At 65.2% G+C, this 23,024-nt stretch carries 22 protein-coding genes and 2 riboswitches; of the genes, 13 read left to right on the top strand and 9 right to left on the bottom strand.

Going from position 1 to position 23,024, the window contains the following annotated elements:
- The first annotated feature begins 19 nt into the window (after nucleotides 1–19).
- On the top strand, nucleotides 20–1,555 hold the full coding sequence (locus tag K408_RS0116730; protein WP_024339990.1) for a glucosamine inositolphosphorylceramide transferase family protein: 1,536 nt from the start codon (nucleotides 20–22) through the stop codon (nucleotides 1,553–1,555).
- 54 nt (nucleotides 1,556–1,609) lie between these two features.
- Here the strand turns inward: K408_RS0116730 and K408_RS0116735 are convergent, their stop codons facing one another.
- On the bottom strand, nucleotides 1,610–2,533 hold the full coding sequence (locus tag K408_RS0116735) for a LysR family transcriptional regulator (RefSeq protein ID WP_024339989.1): 924 nt from the start codon (nucleotides 2,531–2,533) through the stop codon (nucleotides 1,610–1,612).
- Nucleotides 2,534–2,640: 107 nt separating this feature from the next.
- On the opposite strand from K408_RS0116735, the gene K408_RS0116740 reads away from it, so the two are divergent.
- The 11 genes from K408_RS0116740 (at nucleotide 2,641) to K408_RS0116790 (ending at nucleotide 13,515) form a co-directional block, all read left to right on the top strand.
- Complete coding sequence (locus K408_RS0116740; protein WP_024339988.1) at nucleotides 2,641–2,964, top strand: Dabb family protein; 324 nt, start codon at nucleotides 2,641–2,643, stop codon at nucleotides 2,962–2,964.
- Complete coding sequence (locus tag K408_RS0116745; RefSeq protein ID WP_024339987.1) at nucleotides 2,961–4,040, top strand: maleylacetate reductase; 1,080 nt, start codon at nucleotides 2,961–2,963, stop codon at nucleotides 4,038–4,040. The genes K408_RS0116740 and K408_RS0116745 overlap by 4 nt, the downstream gene beginning before the upstream one ends.
- Before the next feature lie 4 nt (nucleotides 4,041–4,044).
- Nucleotides 4,045–5,412 carry an amidohydrolase family protein gene (locus K408_RS0116750; RefSeq protein WP_024339986.1) on the top strand — a complete coding sequence of 456 codons (1,368 nt, stop codon included), beginning with the start codon at nucleotides 4,045–4,047 and terminating at the stop codon, nucleotides 5,410–5,412.
- A 21-nt stretch (nucleotides 5,413–5,433) separates the two neighbouring features.
- Entirely contained in the window at nucleotides 5,434–6,336 is a 903-nt protein-coding gene (locus tag K408_RS0116755; protein ID WP_024339985.1) for an NAD(P)-dependent oxidoreductase, read from the top strand.
- Between the two features lie 15 nt (nucleotides 6,337–6,351).
- Entirely contained in the window at nucleotides 6,352–7,236 is an 885-nt protein-coding gene (locus K408_RS0116760; protein WP_024339984.1) for an intradiol ring-cleavage dioxygenase, read from the top strand.
- Between the two features lie 54 nt (nucleotides 7,237–7,290).
- Nucleotides 7,291–8,685: an FAD-linked oxidase C-terminal domain-containing protein gene (locus K408_RS0116765; protein ID WP_024339983.1), complete on the top strand. Its 1,395-nt coding sequence runs from the start codon at nucleotides 7,291–7,293 to the stop codon at nucleotides 8,683–8,685.
- A 10-nt stretch (nucleotides 8,686–8,695) separates the two neighbouring features.
- Complete coding sequence (locus K408_RS0116770; protein ID WP_024339982.1) at nucleotides 8,696–10,219, top strand: sugar ABC transporter ATP-binding protein; 1,524 nt, start codon at nucleotides 8,696–8,698, stop codon at nucleotides 10,217–10,219.
- Complete coding sequence (locus K408_RS0116775) at nucleotides 10,212–11,162, top strand: ABC transporter permease (RefSeq protein WP_024339981.1); 951 nt, start codon at nucleotides 10,212–10,214, stop codon at nucleotides 11,160–11,162. Before K408_RS0116770 ends, K408_RS0116775 begins: the two co-directional genes overlap by 8 nt.
- Nucleotides 11,159–12,136 (top strand): ABC transporter permease, encoded by a 978-nt coding sequence (locus tag K408_RS0116780; RefSeq protein WP_024339980.1) that lies wholly within the window; start codon nucleotides 11,159–11,161, stop codon nucleotides 12,134–12,136. The genes K408_RS0116775 and K408_RS0116780 overlap by 4 nt, the downstream gene beginning before the upstream one ends.
- Before the next feature lie 42 nt (nucleotides 12,137–12,178).
- Nucleotides 12,179–13,153: a sugar ABC transporter substrate-binding protein gene (locus K408_RS0116785; protein ID WP_024339979.1), complete on the top strand. Its 975-nt coding sequence runs from the start codon at nucleotides 12,179–12,181 to the stop codon at nucleotides 13,151–13,153.
- Nucleotides 13,154–13,227: 74 nt separating this feature from the next.
- Nucleotides 13,228–13,515 carry a YciI family protein gene (locus K408_RS0116790; protein ID WP_024339978.1) on the top strand — a complete coding sequence of 96 codons (288 nt, stop codon included), beginning with the start codon at nucleotides 13,228–13,230 and terminating at the stop codon, nucleotides 13,513–13,515.
- Nucleotides 13,516–13,736: 221 nt separating this feature from the next.
- Here K408_RS0116790 and K408_RS0116795 read toward each other — a convergent pair whose 3' ends face one another.
- The 5 genes from K408_RS0116795 to K408_RS0116815 are packed head-to-tail and all read right to left on the bottom strand — an operon-like array spanning nucleotide 13,737 to nucleotide 19,225.
- Nucleotides 13,737–14,726 carry an ABC transporter ATP-binding protein gene (locus K408_RS0116795; RefSeq protein WP_024339977.1) on the bottom strand — a complete coding sequence of 330 codons (990 nt, stop codon included), beginning with the start codon at nucleotides 14,724–14,726 and terminating at the stop codon, nucleotides 13,737–13,739.
- Entirely contained in the window at nucleotides 14,723–15,712 is a 990-nt protein-coding gene (locus tag K408_RS0116800) for an ABC transporter ATP-binding protein (RefSeq protein ID WP_024339976.1), read from the bottom strand. Before K408_RS0116800 ends, K408_RS0116795 begins: the two co-directional genes overlap by 4 nt.
- A gap of 32 nt (nucleotides 15,713–15,744) precedes the next feature.
- A complete protein-coding gene (locus tag K408_RS0116805; RefSeq protein WP_024339975.1) occupies nucleotides 15,745–16,668 on the bottom strand; it encodes an ABC transporter permease in 924 nt (307 codons plus the stop codon).
- Nucleotides 16,665–17,606, bottom strand: coding sequence for an ABC transporter permease (locus K408_RS0116810; protein ID WP_024339974.1), 942 nt, complete (start codon nucleotides 17,604–17,606; stop codon nucleotides 16,665–16,667). Before K408_RS0116810 ends, K408_RS0116805 begins: the two co-directional genes overlap by 4 nt.
- Nucleotides 17,607–17,623: 17 nt before the next feature.
- Nucleotides 17,624–19,225, bottom strand: a complete 1,602-nt coding sequence (locus K408_RS0116815; protein WP_024339973.1) for an ABC transporter substrate-binding protein — start codon at nucleotides 19,223–19,225, stop codon at nucleotides 17,624–17,626.
- 164 nt (nucleotides 19,226–19,389) lie between these two features.
- A riboswitch (cobalamin riboswitch) is annotated at nucleotides 19,390–19,583 on the bottom strand.
- 72 nt (nucleotides 19,584–19,655) lie between these two features.
- Between K408_RS0116815 and K408_RS0116820 the strand changes: the two genes are divergently transcribed.
- Nucleotides 19,656–20,228 carry a histidine phosphatase family protein gene (locus K408_RS0116820; protein ID WP_024339972.1) on the top strand — a complete coding sequence of 191 codons (573 nt, stop codon included), beginning with the start codon at nucleotides 19,656–19,658 and terminating at the stop codon, nucleotides 20,226–20,228.
- Here the strand turns inward: K408_RS0116820 and cobT are convergent.
- The 3 genes from cobT to K408_RS0116835 are packed head-to-tail and all read right to left on the bottom strand — an operon-like array spanning nucleotide 20,221 to nucleotide 22,757.
- Nucleotides 20,221–21,273 carry a nicotinate-nucleotide--dimethylbenzimidazole phosphoribosyltransferase gene (gene cobT, locus K408_RS0116825; RefSeq protein ID WP_024339971.1) on the bottom strand — a complete coding sequence of 351 codons (1,053 nt, stop codon included), beginning with the start codon at nucleotides 21,271–21,273 and terminating at the stop codon, nucleotides 20,221–20,223. The two genes, K408_RS0116820 and cobT, sit on opposite strands and share 8 nt — an antisense overlap.
- 10 nt (nucleotides 21,274–21,283) lie before the next feature.
- Nucleotides 21,284–22,033 (bottom strand): precorrin-6A synthase (deacetylating), encoded by a 750-nt coding sequence (gene cobF / locus K408_RS0116830; RefSeq protein WP_024339970.1) that lies wholly within the window; start codon nucleotides 22,031–22,033, stop codon nucleotides 21,284–21,286.
- A gap of 46 nt (nucleotides 22,034–22,079) precedes the next feature.
- Nucleotides 22,080–22,757, bottom strand: coding sequence for an energy-coupling factor ABC transporter permease (locus K408_RS0116835; RefSeq protein WP_024339969.1), 678 nt, complete (start codon nucleotides 22,755–22,757; stop codon nucleotides 22,080–22,082).
- Nucleotides 22,758–22,794: 37 nt separating this feature from the next.
- A riboswitch (cobalamin riboswitch) is annotated at nucleotides 22,795–23,014 on the bottom strand.
- Nucleotides 23,015–23,024 lie beyond the last annotated feature (10 nt).

A 23,024-nucleotide genomic window follows, 5' to 3' on the forward strand; every position in this document is an offset into this window, starting at 1 on the left:
TGTAAGAGATTGGCTCGACATGATCATCGAGTTTCGCTGTGAGCGCGAGTACGCGCGGCAATGGATGGACCGCGAGATGCTGTCCGTCGATGGCCGAGACGTTCCGGTTCAGATCGTATGGATGCCAACGGCGGAGGCGCGGCCCGCAGGTCTCGATGCCCTGTTCGAGCTCGAACGCATGGTGTTGCGCAAGGGCAAGCGCAGCGGCGCCGACAGACTGAAGGTCATTCCGGAACGGGCATCGGCTGACGGCGACGCGGCGGACGTGATCGTCGATTTTACGAGCGCCGCGCGGGATCCCAACTGCTCTGCCCGACTGTATCTTCGTCCGCTCTTCAATGAAGCCGCAGGCGAAAACGCCGCGCTGGCCGCCATTCTCGCCGGCGACCTGCCCGTGATCGACATCATCAACGAGATCGACGGTTCAGTTCTCGACCGCGGCCATCCATCGGCGGAGATTGCCGCGGGCCTCAGCGGCGCGCTTGAAACGGTCATGGCGCGAACCCTGACCATGGTGGCGGCGATCCTGTCGGGAAGGCCGCGCATTGTCCCGCAGTTGGCCCGGCCGGCCGGAAATGGCCCACGCCGCGGACCCGCCGGCTTTGTTGCTCGCGGCCTTGCCGTATCGATCGCAAAAGAGATTTATCGTCTCTGCTGCTATGCTCCGCATTGGCATATCGGCTGGCGCTTCAATGATGGCGCGGGCGTCTGGCAGACCGGAGATCTGTCGGGCCCAAGCTGGACGGTTCTGGGAGATCCTGGAAACCACTTCTACGCAGATCCCTTTCCCATCACGTGGCAGGGACGAACTTTCGTCTTCTTTGAGGATCTCGATCACCGCGTCGGAAAGGGCATCATTTCGGCGATCGAGTTCAACGACGCGGGCCCGGTGGGAGAAGTCGTGCCTGTGCTGGAGGAGCCCTGGCACCTCTCCTATCCCTTTCTGATCGAGAGCGACGGCGCCCTGTGGATGATCCCGGAGAGCTCGCTTAACGGCGACGTCACGCTCTACAAGTGCGTTCGTTTTCCGGACAAGTGGGAGCGGCACGCGACGCTGCTGTCCGGACTTGAACTGGCGGACGCGACCATCACGCAGCATGACGGCCTGCATTATCTGTTTGGCGCTTGGCGCGACGGAACCGGCGGTTATTCGGATTCGCTCGCGATCTATTGCGCCGATCGTCTCTTGGGACCCTGGTCGCCCCACGCCAGCAATCCGGTCCTCATCGACCGCGCAAGCACGCGGCCGGCGGGGAATTTCGTCACCCTCAATGGCAAATTGTGGCGACCGGTCCAGGACTGTTCCGATGGCTACGGCGCAGCCCTTGCGCTAGCGGAGGTCGTCGAACTGTCGCCGACGACATTCAGGCAGATCGTCCGCCACTCGCTGAGGCCAGGACCGCTTTGGCCGGGCAGGAAGCTGCACACGCTGAACCGCTGCGGCCGGCTCGAGGTGATCGACGGATCGCGCGTTCAACCCAAAACTCGCGCATTCGCAAGTCAATTTCCGTCGATGGTCTCGTCTGCACGAACCAGCCCGAGTTCGACTGTTTGATCCGCATTTCGCTCGCCCATCGGCTCACGGCTATCGGAGCTCTCGCGTGTCCCGTCACTTGGCCGCGTCGATCCAGATACCCGGAGGTGAATGCTCGCGGATGTGGCTGACCAGGAAGTCCGAGAAGACCCTGATCTTCGCGGGCAGCCTGACGCGGTTTTGATAGGCGATGTTCATGGTGAGCAGAGGCAGCTCCCAGCCCATCAGGACCGGCACCAGCCGGCCCGCCGCGATGTCGCCCTGCACGATGTAGAGCGGCTGGATCAGGATGCCGAGCCCTGCACGCGCCGCACCACAGATGATCTGGCCGTCATTGCTGTCGAGTGTCGGCGCGATGCGAATGGTCTGCGTGGTGCTGCCCTGGCTGAGCCGCAGCGAATACGGATCGTTGGCAAGGTTGTAGATCAGCATGTTGTGGCGGGCGAGATCAGCAGGATGCTCCGGCCGGCCATGCTTCTCCAGGTAAGAGGGAGCTGCCGCAAGCACACGATGCATCTGGCCGATGCGGCGGACGATGATGTTGGAATCCGGCTCGTGCTCGCGCGTGCGGATCGCAACGTCAATGCCGGCTTCGATGAAGTCGGGATAGCGGTTTGCACTGATGATCTGCACGCTGAGATTGGGGTAGAGCGCGCGGAAGGCGGGCAGCATCGGCGCCAGATAGATCATCGCGAAGGAGAGCGAGCTCGTTACGCGCAGCATGCCCTTGGGTGACAGCGCGCGGTCGGAGACGGCGTCCTCGGCCTCGGCCAATTCGTTCAAGAGCGTGCTGCAGCGCTGCAGTAGCTCCTGTCCGGCTTCAGTCAGCCATTGCCGGCGGGTGTTGCGTTCGATCAGCCGGACCGCAAGCCGCTCCTCCAGCGCGCTGAGGTGACGACTGACAGCCGCGTTCGACATCCGCAGAGCTTCGGCGGCTTTGGAGAGACTGCCGAGTTCAGCGGTTTTGGAGAAGACCTCGAGCTGGAGCAGTCGGTCCATTTTTACGGAATGAGGAAAAGAGACTTACAAAGTTTGACCTTTATTTCCGATTTCTGCAAGGCAAAATGGCGCCAACAAAACACCGTCGCAGGCGAGGAAACAGGGAAATGTCGGGCCCGATCAGGCACATCGTGATGTGGCGGCTGCGCGGGGAGACCCCAGAGGAGCGCTCCGCCGCACGGCTCAAGGTCAAGACCCTGTTCGAGGGCCTGATGGGTCGGATCGACGGCCTCACCCACGTCGAGGTCGGCATGGACGTCAGCGCGGTCGATTACGCATGCGACGTGGTCCTGCTCTCCGAATTCAAGGACCAAGCCGCCCTTACCGCCTACGCCAACCACCCGGAACATCTGCGCGTGCGCGAGGCGCTGGGCGACTTGCGCATCGGGCGCTACCAGGTCGATTATCCCATCGAAGAGACCGGCGCATGATCGGTTCGTTCACCTTTGAAAACTTGCCCTCCCGCGTCGTGTTCGGCAGCGGAACGCTTGCGCAAGCCGCGGCCGAAATCGAGCGGCTCGGCGGCAAGCGCGCGCTGATCCTGACGACCCCGCAGCAGGAGAATCAAGGCAGGAACCTGGGCACGGCTCTCGGCCCGCTCTATGCCGACATCTTTCCCGGCGCCACCATGCACACGCCGGTGGAGGTCACGGAACGCGCGCTCGCCGTGATGAAAGCCTGTGCGGCCGACTGCGTCGTCGCGCTCGGCGGCGGCTCGACCACCGGCCTCGGCAAGGCGCTGGCCCTGCGCACCGGCGTCAACCAGCTCTGCATTCCCACCACCTATGCCGGCTCCGAGATGACGCCGATCGTCGGCCAGACCGAGAACGGCCTCAAGACCACGGTGCGCGATGCGGCGATCCTGCCGGAGACCGTGATCTACGATGTCGATCTCACCCTGACGCTGCCGGCGAGCCTCGCCGCCACATCCGGCATCAATGCGATCGCGCATGCTGTCGAGGCGCTCTACGCACGCGATACCAATCCAGTGACGTCGCTGATGGCGGAAGAAGGCATCCGTGCGCTGGCGCGCGCCCTGCCCGCGATCGCCACGAACAGCAACGATCGCGAGGCACGCACCGAAGCACTCTACGGCGCCTGGCTGTGCGGCGTCTGCCTCGGCACAGTCGGCATGGCGCTGCATCACAAGCTCTGCCACACGCTCGGCGGCACTTTCGACCTGCCGCACGCCGAAACACACACCATCGTGCTGCCGCATTCCCTCGCCTACAACGCACCGGCCGTGCCCGATACGATGACGCGCATCTCGCGCGCAATCGGCGCCACTGACGCATCCCAAGGACTCTTCGAACTGGCGAGGCGGCTGGGTGCCACGCTCGCGTTGCGCGATATCGGCATGCCCGAGAGCGGAATCGATAAGGCTGCCGATCTTGCGGTCACCAATGCGTACTGGAATCCGCGCCCGCTTGAACGGAACGCCATCCGCGACCTGATCGCACGGGCCTGGGCCGGCGAGCCGCCGGGCGCCATTAAAGCTGCGGCTTGAAGCGATGCGACGCACGCTGATCAGATCAGCCACCGTCATCAGCATGGATGACGCGATCGGCGACCTCCGCACCGGCGACGTGCTGGTCGAAGGCGACCGCATCGTTGACGTGCTGCCGTCCATCGACCTCGGCAGCGGCGAGGCGGAGATCTTTGATGGGACCGGCCGCATCGTCGTCCCCGGTCTCATCAACGCGCACATGCACACCTGGCAGACAGGCTTGCGCGGCTTTGCCGCGAACTGGACGCTGCTGGAATATTTCCGCCGCATGCATGCCGGGCTCGCGACCGTATTCCAGCCCGACGACATCTACATCGCCACACTCGTCGGGGCGCTGAATCAGATCAACCATGGCGCCACCACACTGGTCGACTGGTGCCACAACAACCCGACGCCCGATCATACCGACGCTGCCGTCCGCGGCCTGCTCGAGAGCGGCATCCGCGCAGCCTTCTTCCACGGCTCGCCCAAGCCCGAACCGAAGCCAGGCGAGCCGCATTTCTCGGAGGTGCCGCATCCACGCCGCGAGGTCGAGCGGCTGCTCGCAGGCGCCCTCGCCGACCGTGACGGTCTCGTCACGCTGGGACTTGCTATCCTGGGACCGCACTATTCGACCCTCGACGTCGCCATGCACGATCTCCGCCTTGCGCGTGAGCTCAACCTGATCGCATCGATGCATCAGGGCGGCGGCCCGGCCAAGACGCCCGGCGGCTGGGAGAAGCTGATCGAGGCCGGGTTCGTCGGTCCGGGCGTGAACATCGTCCATGGCAACGATCTGGCCGATGAACTCCTGGACCGGATGGTTGATCTCGGCGTGTCCTTCTCGGTGACACCTGAGAACGAGATGATCCAGGGCCACGGCTTCCCGATCACCGGACGCCTCCTGAAACGCGGCGTGCGGCCGACGATCGGCATTGATCTGGAATCCGTGCTGGCCGGCGATCTTCTCTCGGCCGCCCGCGTCGCGCTCTCCATGCAGCGCGCACTCGACAATGCGGAGTCGAGAAAGACGAGCGGCACGATACCGGTGACGACCACAATTCCGGTCCGCGAGGCACTGCGCTGGGTCACGACAGAAGGTGCCCGCATGCTCGGCCGCGAGCACCAGATCGGATCGCTGACGCCGGGCAAGCTCGCCGACCTCGTCATCATCGACGCCTCCCATCTCAACCTCGTCCCGGTGCATGATCCCGTCGCGACCGTCGTGATGCAGACGAGCCTTGCCAACATCGAGGCCGTCATGATCGGCGGCAGCTGGAAGAAGCGAAATGGCCGATTGCTGGTTGACGGGCTGGAGTCGAAGAAACAGCGGCTTGCGCAATCCGGCGAGCGGCTGGTGCAAGACATCAAACGACAGGGACGCGCTGCCTGACGGCGCAAATGGACAACAACAATGACCGACGCTTTGGGGAACGTTGCCTTCATCGGAATCGGCAAGATGGGCCTGCCCATGTCGGTCCTCGTCGCCAAGGCCGGTTTTGCCGTCACTGCGTTCGACCAGAGCGCGGTGCGGATCAACGAGGCACGCGCGCAAGGCATCGCGGTCGCCGCATCGCCGGCGGAGGCCGTGCGCGGCAAGGCGGCTGTCGTGACGTCCTTGCCAGATGACGCTGCCCTGCGTGGGGCGCTGCTCGGCCCCACCGGCCTCATCGCCGCGATGACGCCCGGTGCTGTTCTCATCGAGACCAGCACGGTGAGTGTCGAAGCCTCCGCCGAGATCGCAGCTGCCGCGCAAAGCCGCGGCATTGCCTATCTTCGCTCCCCCGTGTCCGGCAATGCCAGCATCGTGCATACGGGCGCGCTGACTTGCTTCGTATCAGGGCCGAAAGAGGCGTTCGAGGGCGCAAAGCCGCTGTTCGCCGCCTTCACCCGGGCCCAGACCTATCTCGGCCCGGCCGAGGAAGCGCGCTACGCGAAGCTCTCGGTCAATCTGATGATCGCCGTATCCGCCGCGATGATGGCGGAGAGCCTGGCGCTGGCGCGCAAGGGCGGCATTGCCTGGCAGGACATCCTGAAGGTTCTCGACGACAGCGCCGTGGCTTCGCCGATGATGAAGTACAAGACCGCGCCGCTGCGGACCCGTGATTTCGAGTCCACCTTCTCCTGCAGGCAGATGGCCAAGGATCTCGACCTCATCCTCGGCGCCGGGCACGCCGTCGGCGTGCCACTTCAGCTGGCCGCGCAGGTGCGCGAGACCTATGGCGCGCTTGTCGCGCAGGGCGATGGCGAGACCGACTTCATTGCGACCGTCAAGCATCTCGAGCGGCTGTCCGGCCTCGACGAACCGAAGCTGTGATCCACGGAGACACTTATGCGCAACTTCAACGAGAACACGATCACGGACGCAGTGCTGGAGCGGATCGCCGGGGCAACCGACCCCCGCGTCAAGCAGGTGAGCGAAGCGCTGGTGCGTCACCTTCACGCTTTCGTTCGCGAGGTGCGGCCAACCCAGAAGGAGTGGGAATTCGGCATCGACTTCCTGACCCGCACTGGACACATGTGTAACGACAAGCGCCAGGAGTTCATCCTGCTGTCGGATACGCTCGGCGTCTCGATGCTGGTCGATGCCATCAACCACCCAGTGCCGGAGGGCGCGACCGAGACCACGGTGCTTGGCCCGTTCTTCGTTCAGGCAGCCCCGGAAAAGGATAGCGGCGCCGATATCTCCGGCCCGATGGAAGGCGATCCAATGCTCGTCACCGGCTCGGTCTCGACCGTGGACGGCAAGCCGCTCGCGGGCGCCGTGGTCGACGTCTGGCACTCCGACGATGACGGCTATTACGACGTGCAGCAACTCGACAAGATCGGCGATCTCGCGATGCGCGCCCGCTTCCACACCGACGCCAACGGCCGCTTCCATTTCTGGTCGATCAAGCCGGCGGCCTATCCTATTCCGCATGATGGCCCGGTCGGCGAGATGCTGGAGGGACAGGGCCGCCATCCCTGGCGTCCAGCCCATGTGCACTTCATGATCTCGGCGCCTGGTTTCGAGCAGCTCGTGACACACGTGTTCGTTGCGGGCGACCAGTATCTCGACAGCGACGTGGTGTTCGGCGTCAAGGACAGCCTGATCCGTGAATTCGTTCGCCATCCCGCCGGTCGTGCGCCGGATGGTCGCATGGTGGAGCGCGAGTATTTTCATCTCAACTACGATTTCGGCCTGAAGACGCTCGCGAGCAACGCGAGAGCCGCTTAAGCTGAACGACGGACCAACAAGAGTCCGCCAACAGGGAGCAGACGGGAGCTGAGGATGGGACCGCGGGTCAGCACGGGCATATTGGCCGAGCGCCTCACCGGCATGATCGGCTGGCGCGCGAGCGTCGCGCGCGGCGTGCTCGATCAACATGGCCAGAGCGAATCGCATTATCGGAGCCTGCCGCCCGACATCGTCGTCTTTCCTGAAACCACGCAGGAGGTCGCCGAGATCGTCAAGCTCTGCGCCGGTGCGGGCATGCCGATCGTTCCGTTCGGTGCTGGTACCTCGCTCGAAGGCAATGCGGCCGCGGTCGCCGGCGGCGTCTGCTTCGACTTCGCACGGATGAACAAGGTGCTGGCGGTCCACGACAGCGACATGGACGTCGTGGTGCAGCCGGGCATCACGCGCAAGCGGCTCAACGCGGAACTGCGCAATACAGGCCTGTTCTTTCCGATCGACCCTGGCGCCGACGCCTCGATCGGCGGCATGACGTCGACGCGCGCCTCCGGCACCATGGCGGTGCGCTACGGCACCATGAAGGACAACGTCATGGCACTGGAGGTGGTGCTTGCCGACGGGCGCGTGATCCGCACCGCGAAGCGAGCGCGCAAGTCGGCGGCCGGCTATGACCTGACGCGCATGTTCGTCGGCGCGGAGGGCACGCTGGGCGTCATCACCGAGATCACCTTGAAAGTCCATCCCGTGCCGCATGCGATCTCGGCGGCGGTCTGCAGTTTCGACACCCTGCACGACGCCGTGGACACCGCGATCTCGGTGATCCAGTCCGCGATCCCGGTGGCGCGCATCGAGCTGCTCGACGACGTCATGATGCGCGGCATCAACGCCTACGCCAAGCTCGGCTATCGCGAGAGCCCCACCCTGTTCTTCGAATTCCACGGCTCCGAGAGTTCTGTCGCCGAGCAGGCCGAGGCCGCGCAGGCGATCGCCGCCGACCATGGCGGCCACGGCTTCGCCTGGGCCAAGGCGCCGGAAGACCGCAGCCGGCTCTGGCACGCCCGCGACAACACACTTTATGCCGGCCTCGGCCTGCGCCCCGGCGCACGCGCGGTGATCACCGATGTCTGCGTGCCGATCTCGCGCCTCGCGGAATGCCTGACCGAGACGCGGCGCGATGCGGACGCGCACGGCTTTACCGCGCCGATCGTCGGCCATGTCGGCGACGGCAATTTCCACATGCTGATCCTGATCGATCCGGCCAAGCCGGAGGAGGTCGAAGGCGCAAAGTCGCTGCAGGCCCGGATGGTCGCCCGCGCCATCGCCATGGACGGCACCTGCACCGGCGAACATGGCATCGGTCTCGGCAAAATCGGTTATCTCGTCGACGAGCTCGGCGAGGCTGTCGACGTGATGCGGTCGATCAAGACCGCGCTCGATCCGAATGGTCTGATGAACCCCGGAAAGATCTTTGCAGGCGGAGCCAAGGCATGAGTGAAAAGTCATGAGCGACGCGCTCCGGATCGAAGTCACCTCACCCACGCCGCTGCTGGAGCTGCGCGGCATCAGCAAGGAATTTCCCGGCGTCAAGGCGCTCGACGACGTGTCCTTTGCCGTCTACCCTGGCGAAGTGCACATGCTGCTCGGCGAGAACGGCGCCGGCAAGTCGAGCCTGATGAAGGTGCTGTGCGGCGCCTACCGCGCCGACGCAGGCGAGTTCTACTACAAGGGCGAGACGGTCGCGATCGAGTCCGCTGCCGATGCGCAGAAACTCGGCATTGCCGTAATTTTCCAGGAATTCTCGCTGGTCCCCCATCTCGACATCGCCCAGAACATTTTCCTCGGGCGTGAGCCGAAGGGCCGTATTCCCGGCACCATCGATCGACGCAAGATACTGGCCGACGCCAAACGCGTACTCGACACCATCGGCTTCGACATCGATCCCTCCACCACCGTCGACAAGCTCGGCGTGGCGCAGCAACAGATGGTCGAGATCGCGAAGGCGATCAGCCAGAACGCACGTATCCTCGTGATGGACGAACCCACGGCGGCGCTGTCCGACCGCGAGACCGAGCTCTTGTTCGCCTTGATCGGGCGGCTCAAGGCCGACGGCGTGTCGATCGTCTACATCTCGCATCGCATGGCCGAGGTGTTCGCGCTCGGCGATCGCATTACTGTCCTGCGCGACGGCCGCCGCATCGACGGCGTCAAACCTGCCGACGTGACGCCTGAGCAGTTGGTGCGCATGATGGTCGGCCGCAACGTCGACATGACCTATCCGCGCAATTTCGCCGACAAGCCGGGTGAGGTGCTGCTGGAAGTCAAGGGCCTCAGCGCTTCGACCGGCATTTCCGACATCAACATCGAGGTGCGCCGGGGCGAGATCGTCGGGCTATGCGGCCTGGTCGGCTCCGGCCGCAGCGAGGTCGCCCGCGCCATCTTCGGCGCCGATCCCGTGACGTCGGGCGAGATCATCTTCGACGGCAAGGTCATTTCCGGCGAGCCCGACCTCGCCGCCCGCCGCGGCATCGCCCTGATCCCGGAGAGCCGCAAGAGCGAAGGCCTCGCGCTGCTGCGCTCGGTCAGCGACAACCTCGTGGTGTCCGCGCTCAAGAAGCTGTTTCCGAGCGGCCTGTTCGATCAACGTAGCGCGCAGCGTACCGCCGACGGCCTGATCCGCCAGTTGCGCATCGCAACCCCGAGCGCTCGCCAGACCGTCGGCCTGCTCTCGGGCGGCAACCAGCAGAAGGTCGTGATCGGCAAATGGCTGGCGGCCGGCTCGAAGCTGTTCATCTTCGACGAGCCGACGCGAGGCATCGACATCGGCGCGAAGTCCGAGATCTTCGCGCTGATCGACCGCCTCGTTGCGGAAGGCGCGGCGGCCCTGATGATCTCGTCCGAGCAGGTCGAGATCTGCCATGTCTGCGACCGCGCCTATGTGATGCGCGAGGGGCGCATCGCCGGGCATCTGACACGCAACGAACTGACCGAGGAGAACATCGTGCGATTGGGGATGCATCATGCGTGAGGCCGCTGTCGTCGCTCAGCCCAATCCGCTGCAACGCATTCCCGGCGTTGCCATGGTGCTGGCGCTTCTGATCGCCCTGTTCAGCGTGATCGCGCCCGGCTTCCTGTCGGTCGCCAACCTCTCCAACGTGCTGGTGCAGTCGACCATCCTGACCATGCTCGCACTGCCGATGACCTTGATCATCATGACTGAAGGCCTCGACCTGTCGATGGGCGCGGTGCTGACGCTGACCTCGCTCTGCGTCGCGATCGTATCGCTTGCAACGAAATCGATGCTGCTGGGCCTTGGCGCCGGCCTGCTTGTCGGCACGGTCTTCGGCGTTGCCAACGGCTGGCTGGTTGCGATCGTGGGCATCCCGCCCTTCGTGGCAACGCTCGGCACGCTCGGAATGGCGCAGGGCCTGTCGCTGATCGTCAGCGACGGCCAGAGCGTGGTCGGCATTCCCCACAGCGTGCGCGATATCTACTCGGCGACCTTTCTGGGCATCCCCGTTCCGATAGTGATGGCGCTGGTGACCTACGCCGCCTTCCACGCCCTGCTCTATCACACCCGCTTCGGCACCTACATCTTCGCGCTCGGCGGCAATCGCGAGGCGCTGCGCTATGCGGGTCTTTCGCCGAACCGCCTCCTGATCGCGGTCTATGCAATCGGCGGCGCCATGGCAGGCATTGCCGGCCTGTTGATGACCGCGCGGATGAATTCCGGCCACCCCACCGCCGGCCTCGGGCTCGAATTCGATGCCATCGCGGCCGTCGCCGTCGGCGGCACCTCGTTCGAGCGCGGCAATGGCTGGCTGCTCGGCACGCTGCTCGGCGTGCTCTCCGTCGGCGTGCTGCGCAACGGGCTGAACCTGATCTCGCTGCCGTCCTCGGTGCAGGTCGCAAGCGTCGGCGTTCTCGTCATCCTCGCCCTGTTCCTCGATGGCCTCAGGAGCCGCGCATGACCGACATCACTAAGGGCGCCATCGCGCCGCCCCGCTCCTTCCTGTCACAGGACGCGATCCAGCTGTTCTATCGCCTGCTCGCGGCGCTCCTGATCTGCGCGGTGCTCGCCGTGCTGAGCGACTCCTTCCTGAGCCTCGGCAACATCCTCAATGTGCTCAGGCAGGCGAGCCTCACCTTCTTCATCGCCTCCGGCCTCACGCTGGTCGTTCTGACGGCGGGCCTCGATCTCTCCGTTGGCGCCAATGTCGCGCTGTCGGCCTGCCTCGCCGGGACCGTGATCCATACGACGGGCTCGCCGGTGCTCGGCATCCTCACCGGGCTCGCCTCCGGCGGCATCGTCGGCCTGGTCAACGGGATCATGGTCACCGCGCTGCGCATCCCCTCCTTCATCGCGACCTACGGCATGCTCTGGGTGCTGAACGGCCTCACCTATTGGTACATGGCCGGCGAGACGCTGCACGGTTTCCCCGCCGGCTTCCGCCAGATCGGCAGCGGCTATCTGTTCGGCCTGCCGATCCCGGTCTATCTGCTGCTGGTCTTCCTCGGCATCGGAACGTTCTTCGCGCAGCGCACGGTCTGGGGCCAGGAGATCTATGCGATCGGCGCCAATCCGGTCGCGGCGCGCCTGTCGGGCATTCCGGTCGCGCGCCGCCTGCTGCTGGTCTACGCGGTCTCCGGCACCATGGCGGGATTAGCCTCGATCATCTTCCTGTCCCGGCTCAATTCGGCGGAGGCCGACATTGGCGAAAGCCTGACGCTGCCCGCGATCGCGGCCGTGCTGATCGGCGGCACCTCGCTGTTCGGCGGTGTCGGCACCGTGTTCGGCACCTTCATCGGCGCGCTGATCCTCACCCTGGTTCTGAACGGCATGAACCTGCTCGCGGTCAGCGCCAACTGGCAGCCGCTCGTCACAGGCGTCATCGTCATTCTCGCGGTCTGGCTCGACATGAAGACCCGCCGCCGCGCGCAATGAGCACTTGGAAGTCCAACAAGCAAAATGAGGGATGGAGGCAACATGAAAACGAAACTGGGACATCTGGCGCTGCCGTTGCTGATGGCGACTGCGTTCACAACAGGAGCGCGTGCCGACGGCGAGACCATCGCCGTCTTCACCAAGAACCAGACCAACCCGTTCTTCCAGACGGTGCGGGTCGGCGCCGACAACATGGCGAAGACGATGAACGCGAAGACGCTGCAATACATCCCGACCAAGCCGGACTCGATCCCGGAGCAGCTCAGCCAGATCGAGGACGTCGTGGTGAAGAAGCCGAGCGCGATCGTCTTCACGCCGGTCGACTACAAGGCGATGGTGCCGGGCGTGGAGAAGATCAACGAGGCCAAGATCCCGGTCGTCAACATCACCGACCGCTCCGCCGGCGGCAAGTTCCTCTCCTTCATCGGCGCCGACGATTACAGCCTCGGGCTCGAGACCGCGCGCTTCCTGCTCAAGACCCTCGGCGGCAAGGGCAACATCGTCATCATCGAAGGCGTCAAGGGTTCACTGACCAATGTCGACCGCGTCCGCGGCTTCAATGACGCATTGAAGGAGGCTCCGGGCGCCAAGCTCCTGGCCTCGCAGCCCGGGAACTATCAACGGCTCCAGGCGCTCCAGGTGATGGAGAACCTGATGCAGTCGAACCCGCAGATCGACGGCGTGCTCGCCGCCAACGACGCCATGGCGGTCGGCGCGATCGAGGCGCTCGATGGTGCCAACCGGAAAGCGCAGGTGATCGGCATCAACGGCACCAAGGAGGCGATCGACGCGATCAAGGCGGGCAAGCTGCTGGCGAGCGGCGACTACAACGGTTTCGCGCAAGGTTGCCTCGGCACCATGATGGCGATCCGCGCCTTGCGCAGCCAGCCTGTCATCGCCGAGATCGTGCTGAAGCCGACCGTCATCACCAAGGACAATTACAAGCCCTTCGACGTGCCGCTGGAACAGCGGACCTGCCCGACCTTCGAGGATGCCGGCAAGCTCAGCGCGAAGTAGACTGACCGGTCACCACGAACCCGGACGGCCGCTGCTGCGGCCGTCCCAAGACTGAATCAAGACACGGAGACACCATGCTGTTCGCCATTCACGCCCTCGACCGCGCCGGGGCGCTGCCGACACGGCTTGCCAATTACGACGCCCACAAGACGTTCCTGAGCGACACCTCGCGCTTCGGCGTCCAGATCGTGATGTCAGGACCGCTCGTCTCCGACGATGGCCAGACGATGATCGGCAGCCTGTTCCTGATCGAGGCACCCGGCCGCAAGGAGGTCGAAGCCTTCAACAGCGCCGATCCCTTTGCCTCGGCGGGGATCTGGGAAAAGGTGACGATCACGGGCTTCCTGCGCCGCCAGGGCTGAGGCCGGCCACGTCAAAATGCGAAAACAACCCCATGCACAGTAGAACGGGGTTGTTTCTGCTCGCGAATTGCCATCACGCCGAGCGGCCTCACATCCGAGGCCAATGCGGCCCCGGATCGGCGGTCAGTTTTGACACGTCGGGCAAAACAGGAGCATGATGCAATCATTCCGCAATTGTCGTTTCACGTCCTGCAGACCTGCCACAGGCGCTGCAACAATTGCTACGCCGCCGTCGGCGCGCCCTCTTCCAGATGACACGCCACCCACTGCTCGGCTCCCGCCACGCGCAGCGTCGGCTCCTCGGTCCGGCAGCGGTCGAAGACGAACGGGCAGCGGGTGTGGAAGCGGCATCCGCTGGGCGGATTGATCGGGCTCGGCACATCGCCCTTGAGAATGATGGGATTGCGCTGGGCCCCGGGCTCGGGCAGCGGCACCGCCGAAAGCAGCGCCTTGGTGTAGGGATGTCTTGGCGCGGCGAATATGTCGCGGCGCGGTGCCACTTCCACGATCTTGCCGAGATACATCACCGCAACGCGGTGGGTCATGTGCTCGACGATGGCAAGATCGTGGCTGATAAACAATAGCGCCAACCCGAACTCGCTTTGCAGATCCTGCAGCAGATTGACGATCTGCGCCTTGACCGAGACGTCGAGGGCGGAGACGGCCTCGTCGCAGACGATCAATTCGGGCTCGGCCGCGAGCGCCCGCGCGATGCCGATGCGCTGGCGCTGGCCGCCGGAGAACTCGTGCGGCCGGCGGTTCAGCGCCTCGCGCGGCAGGCGCACGGTGTCCATGAGCGCGGTGACCCGCACCTCGAGGTCTTCGGCGGACTTGGCGAGACCGAAATTGCGGATCGGCTCAGCCAGAATGTCGCGCACGCGCATGCGCGGATTGAGGCTCGAGAACGGATCCTGGAACACCACCTGCACGCGGCGGCGCATCTGGCGCATCGTGCCTGGTGCGGCATCGTCGATACGCTTGCCGTCCAGGATGACCTGGCCCGAGGTGATGTCGAAAAGCCTCAGGATGGCACGGCCGACCGTCGATTTGCCGCAGCCGGACTCGCCGACCAGCGACAGCGTCTCGCCGCGGGCGATCTCGAGGGACACGCCGTCCACCGCGTAGACGAACTCGGACTTCCGGCTGAACAGGCCGGTCTTGACCGGAAAATGCTTCTTGAGGTCGTTGACCTGGAGTAGCGGAGGACTCATGCCGCAACGGCTCCCTTGGCCGCGTAGTGGCATGCGGCAATATGGCGAGGGCCCTTCTCTTCAAGTCCCGGCGCATATTGCCGGCAGAGATCGGTCGCAAGCGCACAGCGGCCCGCAAAGACACAGCCAACAATGGGCTTGCGGAGATCAGGCACCTGTCCTGGAATTTCGGCAAGCCGCCTCGCGGTGCCCACCAATGACGAGCCGAGCCGCGGTACCGCGCCAAGCAAACCTTGTGTGTAGGGATGTCGCGGCGAACGGAACAGTTCCGCGACGGGCGCCTCCTCGACCTTGCGGCCGGCATACATCACCATGACCCGTTCGGCGATTTCCGCGACGACGCCGAGATCGTGGGTGATCAGGATGATGGCCGCGCCAACCCGGCGCTTCAGGTCCAGCATCAGCTTCAGGATCTGGGCCTGGATCGTCACGTCGAGCGCAGTTGTCGGCTCGTCCGCAATCAGGAGCTTCGGGTTGCAGGCCAGCGCAACCGCGATCATCACGCGCTGGCGCATGCCGCCGGAAAGCTGGTGCGGATATTCCCGCACGCGGCGCTTCGGCTCGGGAATGCCGACCAGTGTCAGCATCTCGATCGCATGCGCCTCCGCTGCCTGCTTGTCGAGGCCCTGATGGATCATCAGGGTCTCCCGGATCTGACGGCCGACGGTCAGGACCGGATTGAGGCTCGTCATCGGCTCCTGAAAGATCATCGAGATGTCGTTGCCGCGGATGGCACGCATCTCGCGATCGGACAGCTGGAGCAGGTCCCTGCCCGCAAAGCGGATGGTGCCGGCAATCCTGCCCGGCGGCTCCGGGATCAGCCGCATCAAGGACATCGAGGTCACCGACTTGCCGCAGCCGGACTCGCCGACGATGGCGAGCGTCTCGCCCTCGTTGACATGGAAGGACACCCCGTCCACCGCGCGATTGATGCCGCCCGGGGTACGGAAATGGGTCTGGAGGTTCTCGACTTCGAGCAAAGCCATGGGCGGTCAGCCTCGATCCATCAGAGGCAACATCACAGACTCTTGGCCATGCGCGGGTCGAGCGCATCGCGAAGGCCGTCGCCGAGCAGGTTCACGGCGAGCACCGTGACCGACAGGAACGCCGCGGGAAAGAACACGATATACGGCTTCACCTGCCACAGCGCGCGCCCCTCAGCCATGATGTTGCCCCAGGACGGGATGGTGGGCGGCGTGCCGGCGCCGATGAAGGACAGGATCGCCTCGGTGATCATGGCGCTGGCGCAGATATAAGTCGCCTGCACCAGCATCGGCGCCACCGTATTGGGCAGGATATGGCGCAGGATGATCATCGGCGTGCGCGTGCCGCAGGCCACGGCCGCATCCACATAGGGCTGCTCGCGCAGCGACAGCACCACGCTACGGACGAGGCGCGAAACGCGCGGGATTTCGGCGACGGTGATCGCCAGGATGACGTTGCCGACGCTGCCGCGGGTCAGCGCCATCAGCGCGATGGCCAGCAGGATGGGCGGTATCGACATCAGGCCGTCCATGAAACGCATCAGGATGCCGTCGGCCCAGCGGATGAAGCCGGAGATCATGCCGATGGCGAGGCCAACTGCGGACGCGAAGATCGCGACCGACAGCCCGACCGTGAGCGAGACCCGGGCGCCGTAGAGAACGCGCGAATAGATGTCGCGGCCGAGCACGTCGGTGCCGAACCAGAAATCGGCCGACGGCGCCCTTGTGCGCTTGGCGGGTGCAAGCGCCGTCGGGTCGACCGTGCCGAGATAGGGTGCAAAGACCGCGATCAGGACCAGCGTCAGCAGCAGCGCGCCGCCGATCGCGACCGTCGGATGGCCGCGCAAGAGGCCGACGAAGCCACGCCGGATCGCGACCGGCCGCAGGATGTCAGGCAGCTGCGGCGCGAGAACGAGACCGGCCGGTAGCGATTGCGGATTGACTGTCGTATCGGTCAATAGCGGATCCTCGGGTCAACGAGCGTGTAGACGACGTCGATCATCAGATTGACGAGGACGTAGACGAAGCTGAACAGCAGCACGATGCCCTGAATCACCGGATAGTCGCGGCGCAGGATCGCGTCGATCGTGAGGCGCCCGAGGCCGGGGATCGCGAACACGCTCTCGGTCACGACCGCGCCGCCGATCAGGAGCGCGATGCCGATCCCGATCACGGTGACGATCGGCACCGCCGCATTCTTGAGCGCGTGAATGAACAAAATGCCGCCCTGGCCGAGGCCCTTGGCCTTGGCGGTGCGGATGTAGTCCTGCTGCAAGACCTCGAGCATGGCGGCGCGGGTGATGCGCGCGACCAGCGCGATGTAGACGCAGCCGAGCGCGATCGCCGGCAGGATCAGGTTCTCCAGCCACGGCCAGAAACCTTGCGTCAGCGGCGTGTAACCCTGCACCGGCAGCCATTCCAGCTCGAGTGCGAAGATGTAAGCGAGCATGTAGCCGACCACGAACACGGGCAGCGAGAAGCCGAACACCGCAAAGCCCATGATGACGCGGTCGATCAGGCTGCCGGCCTTCCATGCCGCCACGACCCCGAGCGGCACCGCCACCACGATGGTGAGCATCAGCGTGACGATCATCAGCGACAGCGTCGGTCCGAGACGCTGGCCGATCATCGCCGAAACCGGCAGGTTGGTGAAGATGGAGGTGCCGAGATCGCCGTGCAGGATGCGCCAGACCCAGCCTCCGAACTGGACCAGGAAGGGCCGGTCGAGGCCGAGGCTCTGCCGGATGCGCTCCACATCCTCCGGGCTCGCCTGGTCGCCCGCGATCACCACGGCCGGATCTCCCGGCGCGATGTAGAGCAGGCTGAACACGAACAGCGCAACGATCGCCATCACCGGCAGGGTCGCGACGATGCGGCGGAGGATGTAGGAGAGCATCTGGCTTCAGCGCACGGTCATGCGGACTTCGACACGCCCCAGAAGAACGGCAGCGGCCCCTTGGCGATGCCGGAGACGTTCTTGCGCCACGCGGTGTAGCTCAGGAAGAAGCCCGTCGGCGCGTAGACGACGTCATCGAGCGCCGCCTTGTTGAGACGACCGATGGCAGCCTTCTCCTCGTCGAGGTTCTTGGCCTCGAACCATGATGCGACCTCCTTCTCGGTGCCGGGGCTGTTCGGCCATCCGAACCAGGCCTTGTCGCCGTTGGCGCGAATGGCGGTGTACGGCGCCGGATTGATGCAGTCGGCGCCCGCATGCCAGGTGTGGAACATGTTCCAGCCGCCCTGACCTGGCGGCGTCTTCTGCGCGCGGCGGGAGCCGACCGTGCCCCAATCGGTGGCGACGAAGTCGACGTTCATGCCGATCTTCTTGAGGAGGTCGGCGGTCACGTCGCCCTGCGCCTTGGTGATCGGCTGGTCCTGCGCCACGAGGCACGTCACCGGCTGCCCGGAATAGCCGCTCTCGGCGAGCAGCTTCTTGGCGGCATCGAAGTCGCGCTTGCCCTTCAGTATCTCGCCACCCGCTTCGCTGTACAGCGGCGTACCCGGCGTGAAAAAGCCGGGCAGCGGCTTCCAGAGCGCAGTGTCGTCGCCGACGATGGCACGCATGTAGTCTTCCTGGCTGAGCGCCATCAGAACCGCACGCCGCGCCCGCACGTCGTTGAAGGGTGCGAACAGATGGTTCATGCGGAACGAGCCGATATTGCCGAGAGGATCGCCGATATCGACGCTGATGTTCTTGTTCTTCTTCAGGACCGGCACAAGATCGGCGATCGGGCTTTCCCACCAATCGACTTCGCCGTTCTGCAAGGCGGCGGCCGCCGTGGCCGGGTCCGGCATCACGATCCATTCCACGCGATCGACCAGGATCTGCTTGCCGCCCGCGAGCCAGGATGCCTTCTCCTGCCGCGGCACATAGTCGGTGAACTTCTCGAACACCGCCTTCGCGCCCGGCACCCACTCGCCCTTGGCGAACTTCATCGGCCCGGAGCCGACATATTCGGTGATCTGCTTGAATGGATCGGTCTGCGCGATGCGCTCGGGCATGATGAACGAGCACGGCGAGTTGTTCTTCGCCAGCGCGTAAAGCATCTTCGGGAAGGGCTGCTTCAGGACCCATTTGAAAGTGCGGTCGTCGACGGCGGTGAGTTCCTGCTGCAGAGCCTTGATCATCAGCCCCATCGGATCGCGGGCCGCCCAGCGACTGAGGCTCGCGACAACATCCTTGCTCAGCACCGGCTCGCCGTCATGAAACTTGAGCCCGGGACGCAGCTTGAAGGTCCACGTCGTGCCGTCGTCCGTCACCTCCTCGGATTCCACCATCTGGCGCTGCGGCTGGAGCGAGGAATCGATGCCGTAGAGCGTGTCCCAGACCATCGCGGCCGCATTGCGCACAACATATTGCGTGCCCCAGATCGGGTCGAAATTGGCAAGATTGGCCTGCGGGACGAAGCGCAAGGTCCGGGCGGATGCGCCTTGCGCGATCGCCGGTGCCGAGAGGCCGGTCAATGCGAGACCGCCTGCGCCGGCCAGCCCCTTCAATACGGTCCTGCGATCCATGAAGTCCTCCCAGTCGTGACGTGATGCCGGCCAACTTTTGGCCAAGAGCGGGTGAAGCCAGAGCCCATTGGCTTGCAAATGGTATGCCACTAACCGACCTTCGCTCGGGGGATCTCACCCCACCCCGCTGTGGCCTTTCAGGAGACCCCGACCGACATCTTCACGTGCGACCGCGGATGACGGCAGGTCTCCCGGCTCGCGGATCATCACCGCTTCGTCGCCGTCCCGGAACGAGGACCCACCGGCTTGTGACGAAGGATTCTCCGCTCACAGTTGCGGGGCGGCCGCGGCATTGGGGACAAGGCACCGCATTCCCTTTTCATTCCCTCTCGGGAAAACCGTCGCGAGCATCTAGGATGACCATCAAGACAGAGGCAATGTATCGCATGCGACGCTATTGCCACGGCGACCAACTTCTTTGGAGATGAGCATGGAAGGCGAGACCTTCCTCTGGCTGATACGGCATGCGGTCGTCGAGGGCCTGGCCGGGACGATCCATGCTGCCGATGCGCGGGCCGATCTCGGCGACCACGCAAAGTTGGCGGCGCTGCGACACCGCTTGCCGCGGGACGGCACCAGCTATGCCAGCCCGTCGCGACGCACGGTCGAGACGGCGCGCGCACTGGGACTCGAACCGGCGCTGGTCAGCGAGTTCCGCGAGCAGGATTTCGGCGACTGGACCGGCCATCGGCATGACGAACTCGCGGCGAGCGGTGGCGAGACTTACGCGCGGTTCTGGCGCGACCCGGCGCGCGGGCGGCCGCCCAACGGCGAGAGCTTTGCGGATCAAGTCGCGCGCGTCCGGTCAGGCCTGGCAAGGATTGACGCAGGCTCCGCAACGCTGGTCGTGCATTCCGGCACGATCCGCGCGGTGCTGTGCATCGCGCTCGATCTCACACCGGACGCCGCGCTGCGCTTCGTGATCGATCCGTTGTCGCTCACCCGGATCGACCGGCTCGCACGCGGCTGGCGCGTCGTCTGCGTCAATCAGCAGGTCAGCTAGGCCTGTCAGGCACGTTGGCCTGCGCGAACGTCGCCATATCGTTGTGAAGTGCGCAGGCCGAGCGGACCAGCGGCAACGCGATGGCCGCACCCGATCCCTCGCCCAGCCTGAGATCGAGGCTGATCAGCGGCTGCACGTTCAGGGCGCGCAGCACCAGCCGATGTCCCTGCTCCGCCGATTGGTGCGACGGCAACAGGAACGGCTGGCATGACGGATTGAGGCGCGCCGCCGCCAGCGCTGCGACGGATACGATGAAGCCGTCGATCAATACAGGAATGCGGGCTTGCGCAGCCGCAATGGTCGCGCCTGCGATCGCTGCGATCTCCAGGCCGCCGACGGCGCACAGGATCTCCTCGGCCGAGCCTCCCGCGAGCCCGTGGCGTGCAATTGCTGCATCGATCACCCGCGCCTTGCGCGCGCGACCGGCCGCATCGACGCCGGTCCCGCTGCCCGCGATCTCCTCGGCGCTCACCGCAAGCAGGCTCGCCGCAATCGCCGCAGAGGTCGTGGTGTTGCCGATGCCCATCTCGCCGAAGATCAGGAGATCAGGCTGACCGGCCTCCGCCCGCACCACGGCGCGCCGGCCGGCTTCGAATGCGAATGCCAACTCCGCAGACGTGAGCGCAGCTTCGACGCTGAAATCGCGCGTGCCATGGCGCGGCTTGTCAACGACGATCCCCGCCGTCGGCTCGGTCGCCAGCGTGCCGGCGTCGACCACCTCCAGACGCGAGCCAAGCTCGCGCGCCAGCACCGAGATCGCAGCACCGCCGGAGGCGAAATTCGCCATCATCGCGATGGTCACTTCTTGCGGATAGGCCGACACGCCCTGCGCGACGATGCCGTGATCCCCGGCGAAGATGATGATCGGCGCCCGCGAAGCGCGGGGCTGCTCTGTCGCCTGCAGACCCGCAAGCTCGATTGCGAGCTGCTCCAGCCGGCCGAGCGCCCCGGTCGGCTTTGTGAGTTGCGCCTGCCGCACGATCGCCGCCTCGCGATGACGGACGGAAATCTCGGGGCACTCTCGGTAGACCCATTCGGGGAGCATGCTGCCTCGCTCAATGCCGGCGCTTGAGAATGTAGCTGTCCATGATCCAGCCATGCCGCTCGCGCGCCTCCTGCCGCAGCGCGACGATGCGCGGACCGGCCTCGGCGAGCGCACCGGAGAGAATGGTCTGATCTTGCATGCCGAGATAGGCGCCCCACCAGATGTGAAGATCCGCCGGATCGAGCGACTGGAACGCCGTGCCGCCGTCGAGCATCACCACCACGGTATCGACTCCGTGCGGCCAGCCCTCGTCACGCAAGCGCCGCCCCGTCGTGACCAGGAACGGCTCGCCGATCTCGTTGAGCGGCAGCGCATGGGCGGCGCACAGCGCCTGGATCGAGGTGATGCCGGGCACGACTTCGATCTTCGGCAACGGATCGAGCCGCCGTGCAATGCGCAGCGAGGAATCGTAGAGCGACGGATCGCCCCAGATCAGCAGCGCGATCTTGCCATCACCTTCGAGATGATCCGCGATCGTCTTCGACCAGGTCGCGGCGACCGCATCGTGCCAATCGTCCACGCCCTTGCGGTAATCAGCTTCTCCGGCGTCGCGCACGGGAAGATCGAACTCGACGATCTGCGTTCTGCCGCTGGTGAGCACGTCCGCGCAGATCGTTCGCCTGAGATCCGCGAGATCGGATTTCGCCGTGCCCTTGCGCGGGATGAGGACGAGATCGGCCGCGTTGATGGCGGCGACTGCAGCGCGCGTGAGCTGCGCGGGATCGCCGCAGCCGATGCCTATCAGGGAGAGCGTGAGCATCGCGAGCGCGACGGACGGCCGCAACGGCCGTCCAATCGCTTGTCTCTCAGGCCGCGTTGTGCAGGCGCGGGGTGACGAGGCCAGGCGCGGTGACGCCGCGCAGCGACTTCGCCAGCGCCAGCACGGCAAGATCGGCCAGCGGCTCGATCACGATGACCAGCGCGTAGGAGGCGGCAAACGTTGCGATGTTGGCGAGGTTGGTCATCGCAAAGCCAGAGCCATAGAGCGCCCAGAATGCGACCCAGGCGATCACGCCGGCCTGATAGGTCGTCGAAAGCGCCAGCGCCTGACCGTACTTCAAATCGACATAGGCGGTGTTGCGGGCAATGATCCGCGTGGCGATCGCCTGGATCGCGAACAGCGGCACCAGCAGGGTGGTGACGTTCATGCCGTATTGCGGCAGGTCGGCCGGCTCGAACAGCATGCCCTGAAGCAGCAGACCGAACGCAAGACCGAAAGCAGCAGGCGCGGCACCGAACAGCAGGAACAGCGTAGAGCCGAGGATGAAGTGCACCTCTGACACGCCGACCGGGAAGTGCGGCAGGATCTCGAAGAAGACGAACACGAGCGCCGTGGTGGCCAGCGTACGTGCCGCGAACGAGCCGATTCCCTGCTCGCGCACGGTCTCGACCGCGAGCTTCAACGCAACGCCGCCTGCGGCGATGCCGGTTGCGTAACTCAACACGAGCTTGCCGCCCGTCACGATTCCGGGTTCGATATGCATGGCTCAGTTCCTTCCTGCCGTCACACCCGACGGCCTTGGCCTCAACACGTGCACGGCCGGTCTCCTGGCTCGCGGTTCACTGGGGTTCTCCGGCCTTCCCGGACCTTGCGGCCCAGTGGCTGATCGGAGCCCCTCACCGCTTACAGTCGCGGGGGCGGCTGGGGTTTGGGGCGCCGAAACTGGGTCCGCCCACCCCCATTCCCGATTATGCTCCGGCGCTTTGCGCCGCGGTGAGCACCATGCCTCTCCTGTGTGCGCCTTTCGCGA

Source organism: Bradyrhizobium sp. in8p8 (assembly GCF_000426845.1).
GTDB lineage: Bacteria > Pseudomonadota > Alphaproteobacteria > Rhizobiales > Xanthobacteraceae > Bradyrhizobium > Bradyrhizobium japonicum_C.

What these genes read in the sequence shown, in the direction of transcription:
- K408_RS0116760 (WP_024339984.1), top strand. Translation starts at nt 6,352, where the DNA reads ATGCGCAACTTCAACGAGAACACGATCACGGACGCAGTGCTGGAGCGG.
- K408_RS0116750 (WP_024339986.1), top strand. Translation starts at nt 4,045, where the DNA reads ATGCGACGCACGCTGATCAGATCAGCCACCGTCATCAGCATGGATGAC.
- K408_RS0116745 (WP_024339987.1), top strand. Translation starts at nt 2,961, where the DNA reads ATGATCGGTTCGTTCACCTTTGAAAACTTGCCCTCCCGCGTCGTGTTC.
- K408_RS0116795 (WP_024339977.1), bottom strand. Translation starts at nt 14,726, where the DNA reads ATGAGTCCTCCGCTACTCCAGGTCAACGACCTCAAGAAGCATTTTCCG.
- cobF (WP_024339970.1), bottom strand. Translation starts at nt 22,033, where the DNA reads ATGCTCACGCTCTCCCTGATAGGCATCGGCTGCGGCGATCCCGCGCAG.
- K408_RS0116835 (WP_024339969.1), bottom strand. Translation starts at nt 22,757, where the DNA reads ATGCATATCGAACCCGGAATCGTGACGGGCGGCAAGCTCGTGTTGAGT.
- K408_RS0116740 (WP_024339988.1), top strand. Translation starts at nt 2,641, where the DNA reads ATGTCGGGCCCGATCAGGCACATCGTGATGTGGCGGCTGCGCGGGGAG.
- K408_RS0116755 (WP_024339985.1), top strand. Translation starts at nt 5,434, where the DNA reads ATGACCGACGCTTTGGGGAACGTTGCCTTCATCGGAATCGGCAAGATG.
- K408_RS0116780 (WP_024339980.1), top strand. Translation starts at nt 11,159, where the DNA reads ATGACCGACATCACTAAGGGCGCCATCGCGCCGCCCCGCTCCTTCCTG.
- K408_RS0116800 (WP_024339976.1), bottom strand. Translation starts at nt 15,712, where the DNA reads ATGGCTTTGCTCGAAGTCGAGAACCTCCAGACCCATTTCCGTACCCCG.
- K408_RS0116735 (WP_024339989.1), bottom strand. Translation starts at nt 2,533, where the DNA reads ATGGACCGACTGCTCCAGCTCGAGGTCTTCTCCAAAACCGCTGAACTC.
- K408_RS0116765 (WP_024339983.1), top strand. Translation starts at nt 7,291, where the DNA reads ATGGGACCGCGGGTCAGCACGGGCATATTGGCCGAGCGCCTCACCGGC.
- K408_RS0116815 (WP_024339973.1), bottom strand. Translation starts at nt 19,225, where the DNA reads ATGGATCGCAGGACCGTATTGAAGGGGCTGGCCGGCGCAGGCGGTCTC.
- K408_RS0116790 (WP_024339978.1), top strand. Translation starts at nt 13,228, where the DNA reads ATGCTGTTCGCCATTCACGCCCTCGACCGCGCCGGGGCGCTGCCGACA.
- K408_RS0116785 (WP_024339979.1), top strand. Translation starts at nt 12,179, where the DNA reads ATGAAAACGAAACTGGGACATCTGGCGCTGCCGTTGCTGATGGCGACT.
- cobT (WP_024339971.1), bottom strand. Translation starts at nt 21,273, where the DNA reads ATGCTCCCCGAATGGGTCTACCGAGAGTGCCCCGAGATTTCCGTCCGT.
- K408_RS0116810 (WP_024339974.1), bottom strand. Translation starts at nt 17,606, where the DNA reads ATGCTCTCCTACATCCTCCGCCGCATCGTCGCGACCCTGCCGGTGATG.
- K408_RS0116820 (WP_024339972.1), top strand. Translation starts at nt 19,656, where the DNA reads ATGGAAGGCGAGACCTTCCTCTGGCTGATACGGCATGCGGTCGTCGAG.
- K408_RS0116730 (WP_024339990.1), top strand. Translation starts at nt 20, where the DNA reads ATGATCATCGAGTTTCGCTGTGAGCGCGAGTACGCGCGGCAATGGATG.
- K408_RS0116770 (WP_024339982.1), top strand. Translation starts at nt 8,696, where the DNA reads ATGAGCGACGCGCTCCGGATCGAAGTCACCTCACCCACGCCGCTGCTG.
- K408_RS0116775 (WP_024339981.1), top strand. Translation starts at nt 10,212, where the DNA reads ATGCGTGAGGCCGCTGTCGTCGCTCAGCCCAATCCGCTGCAACGCATT.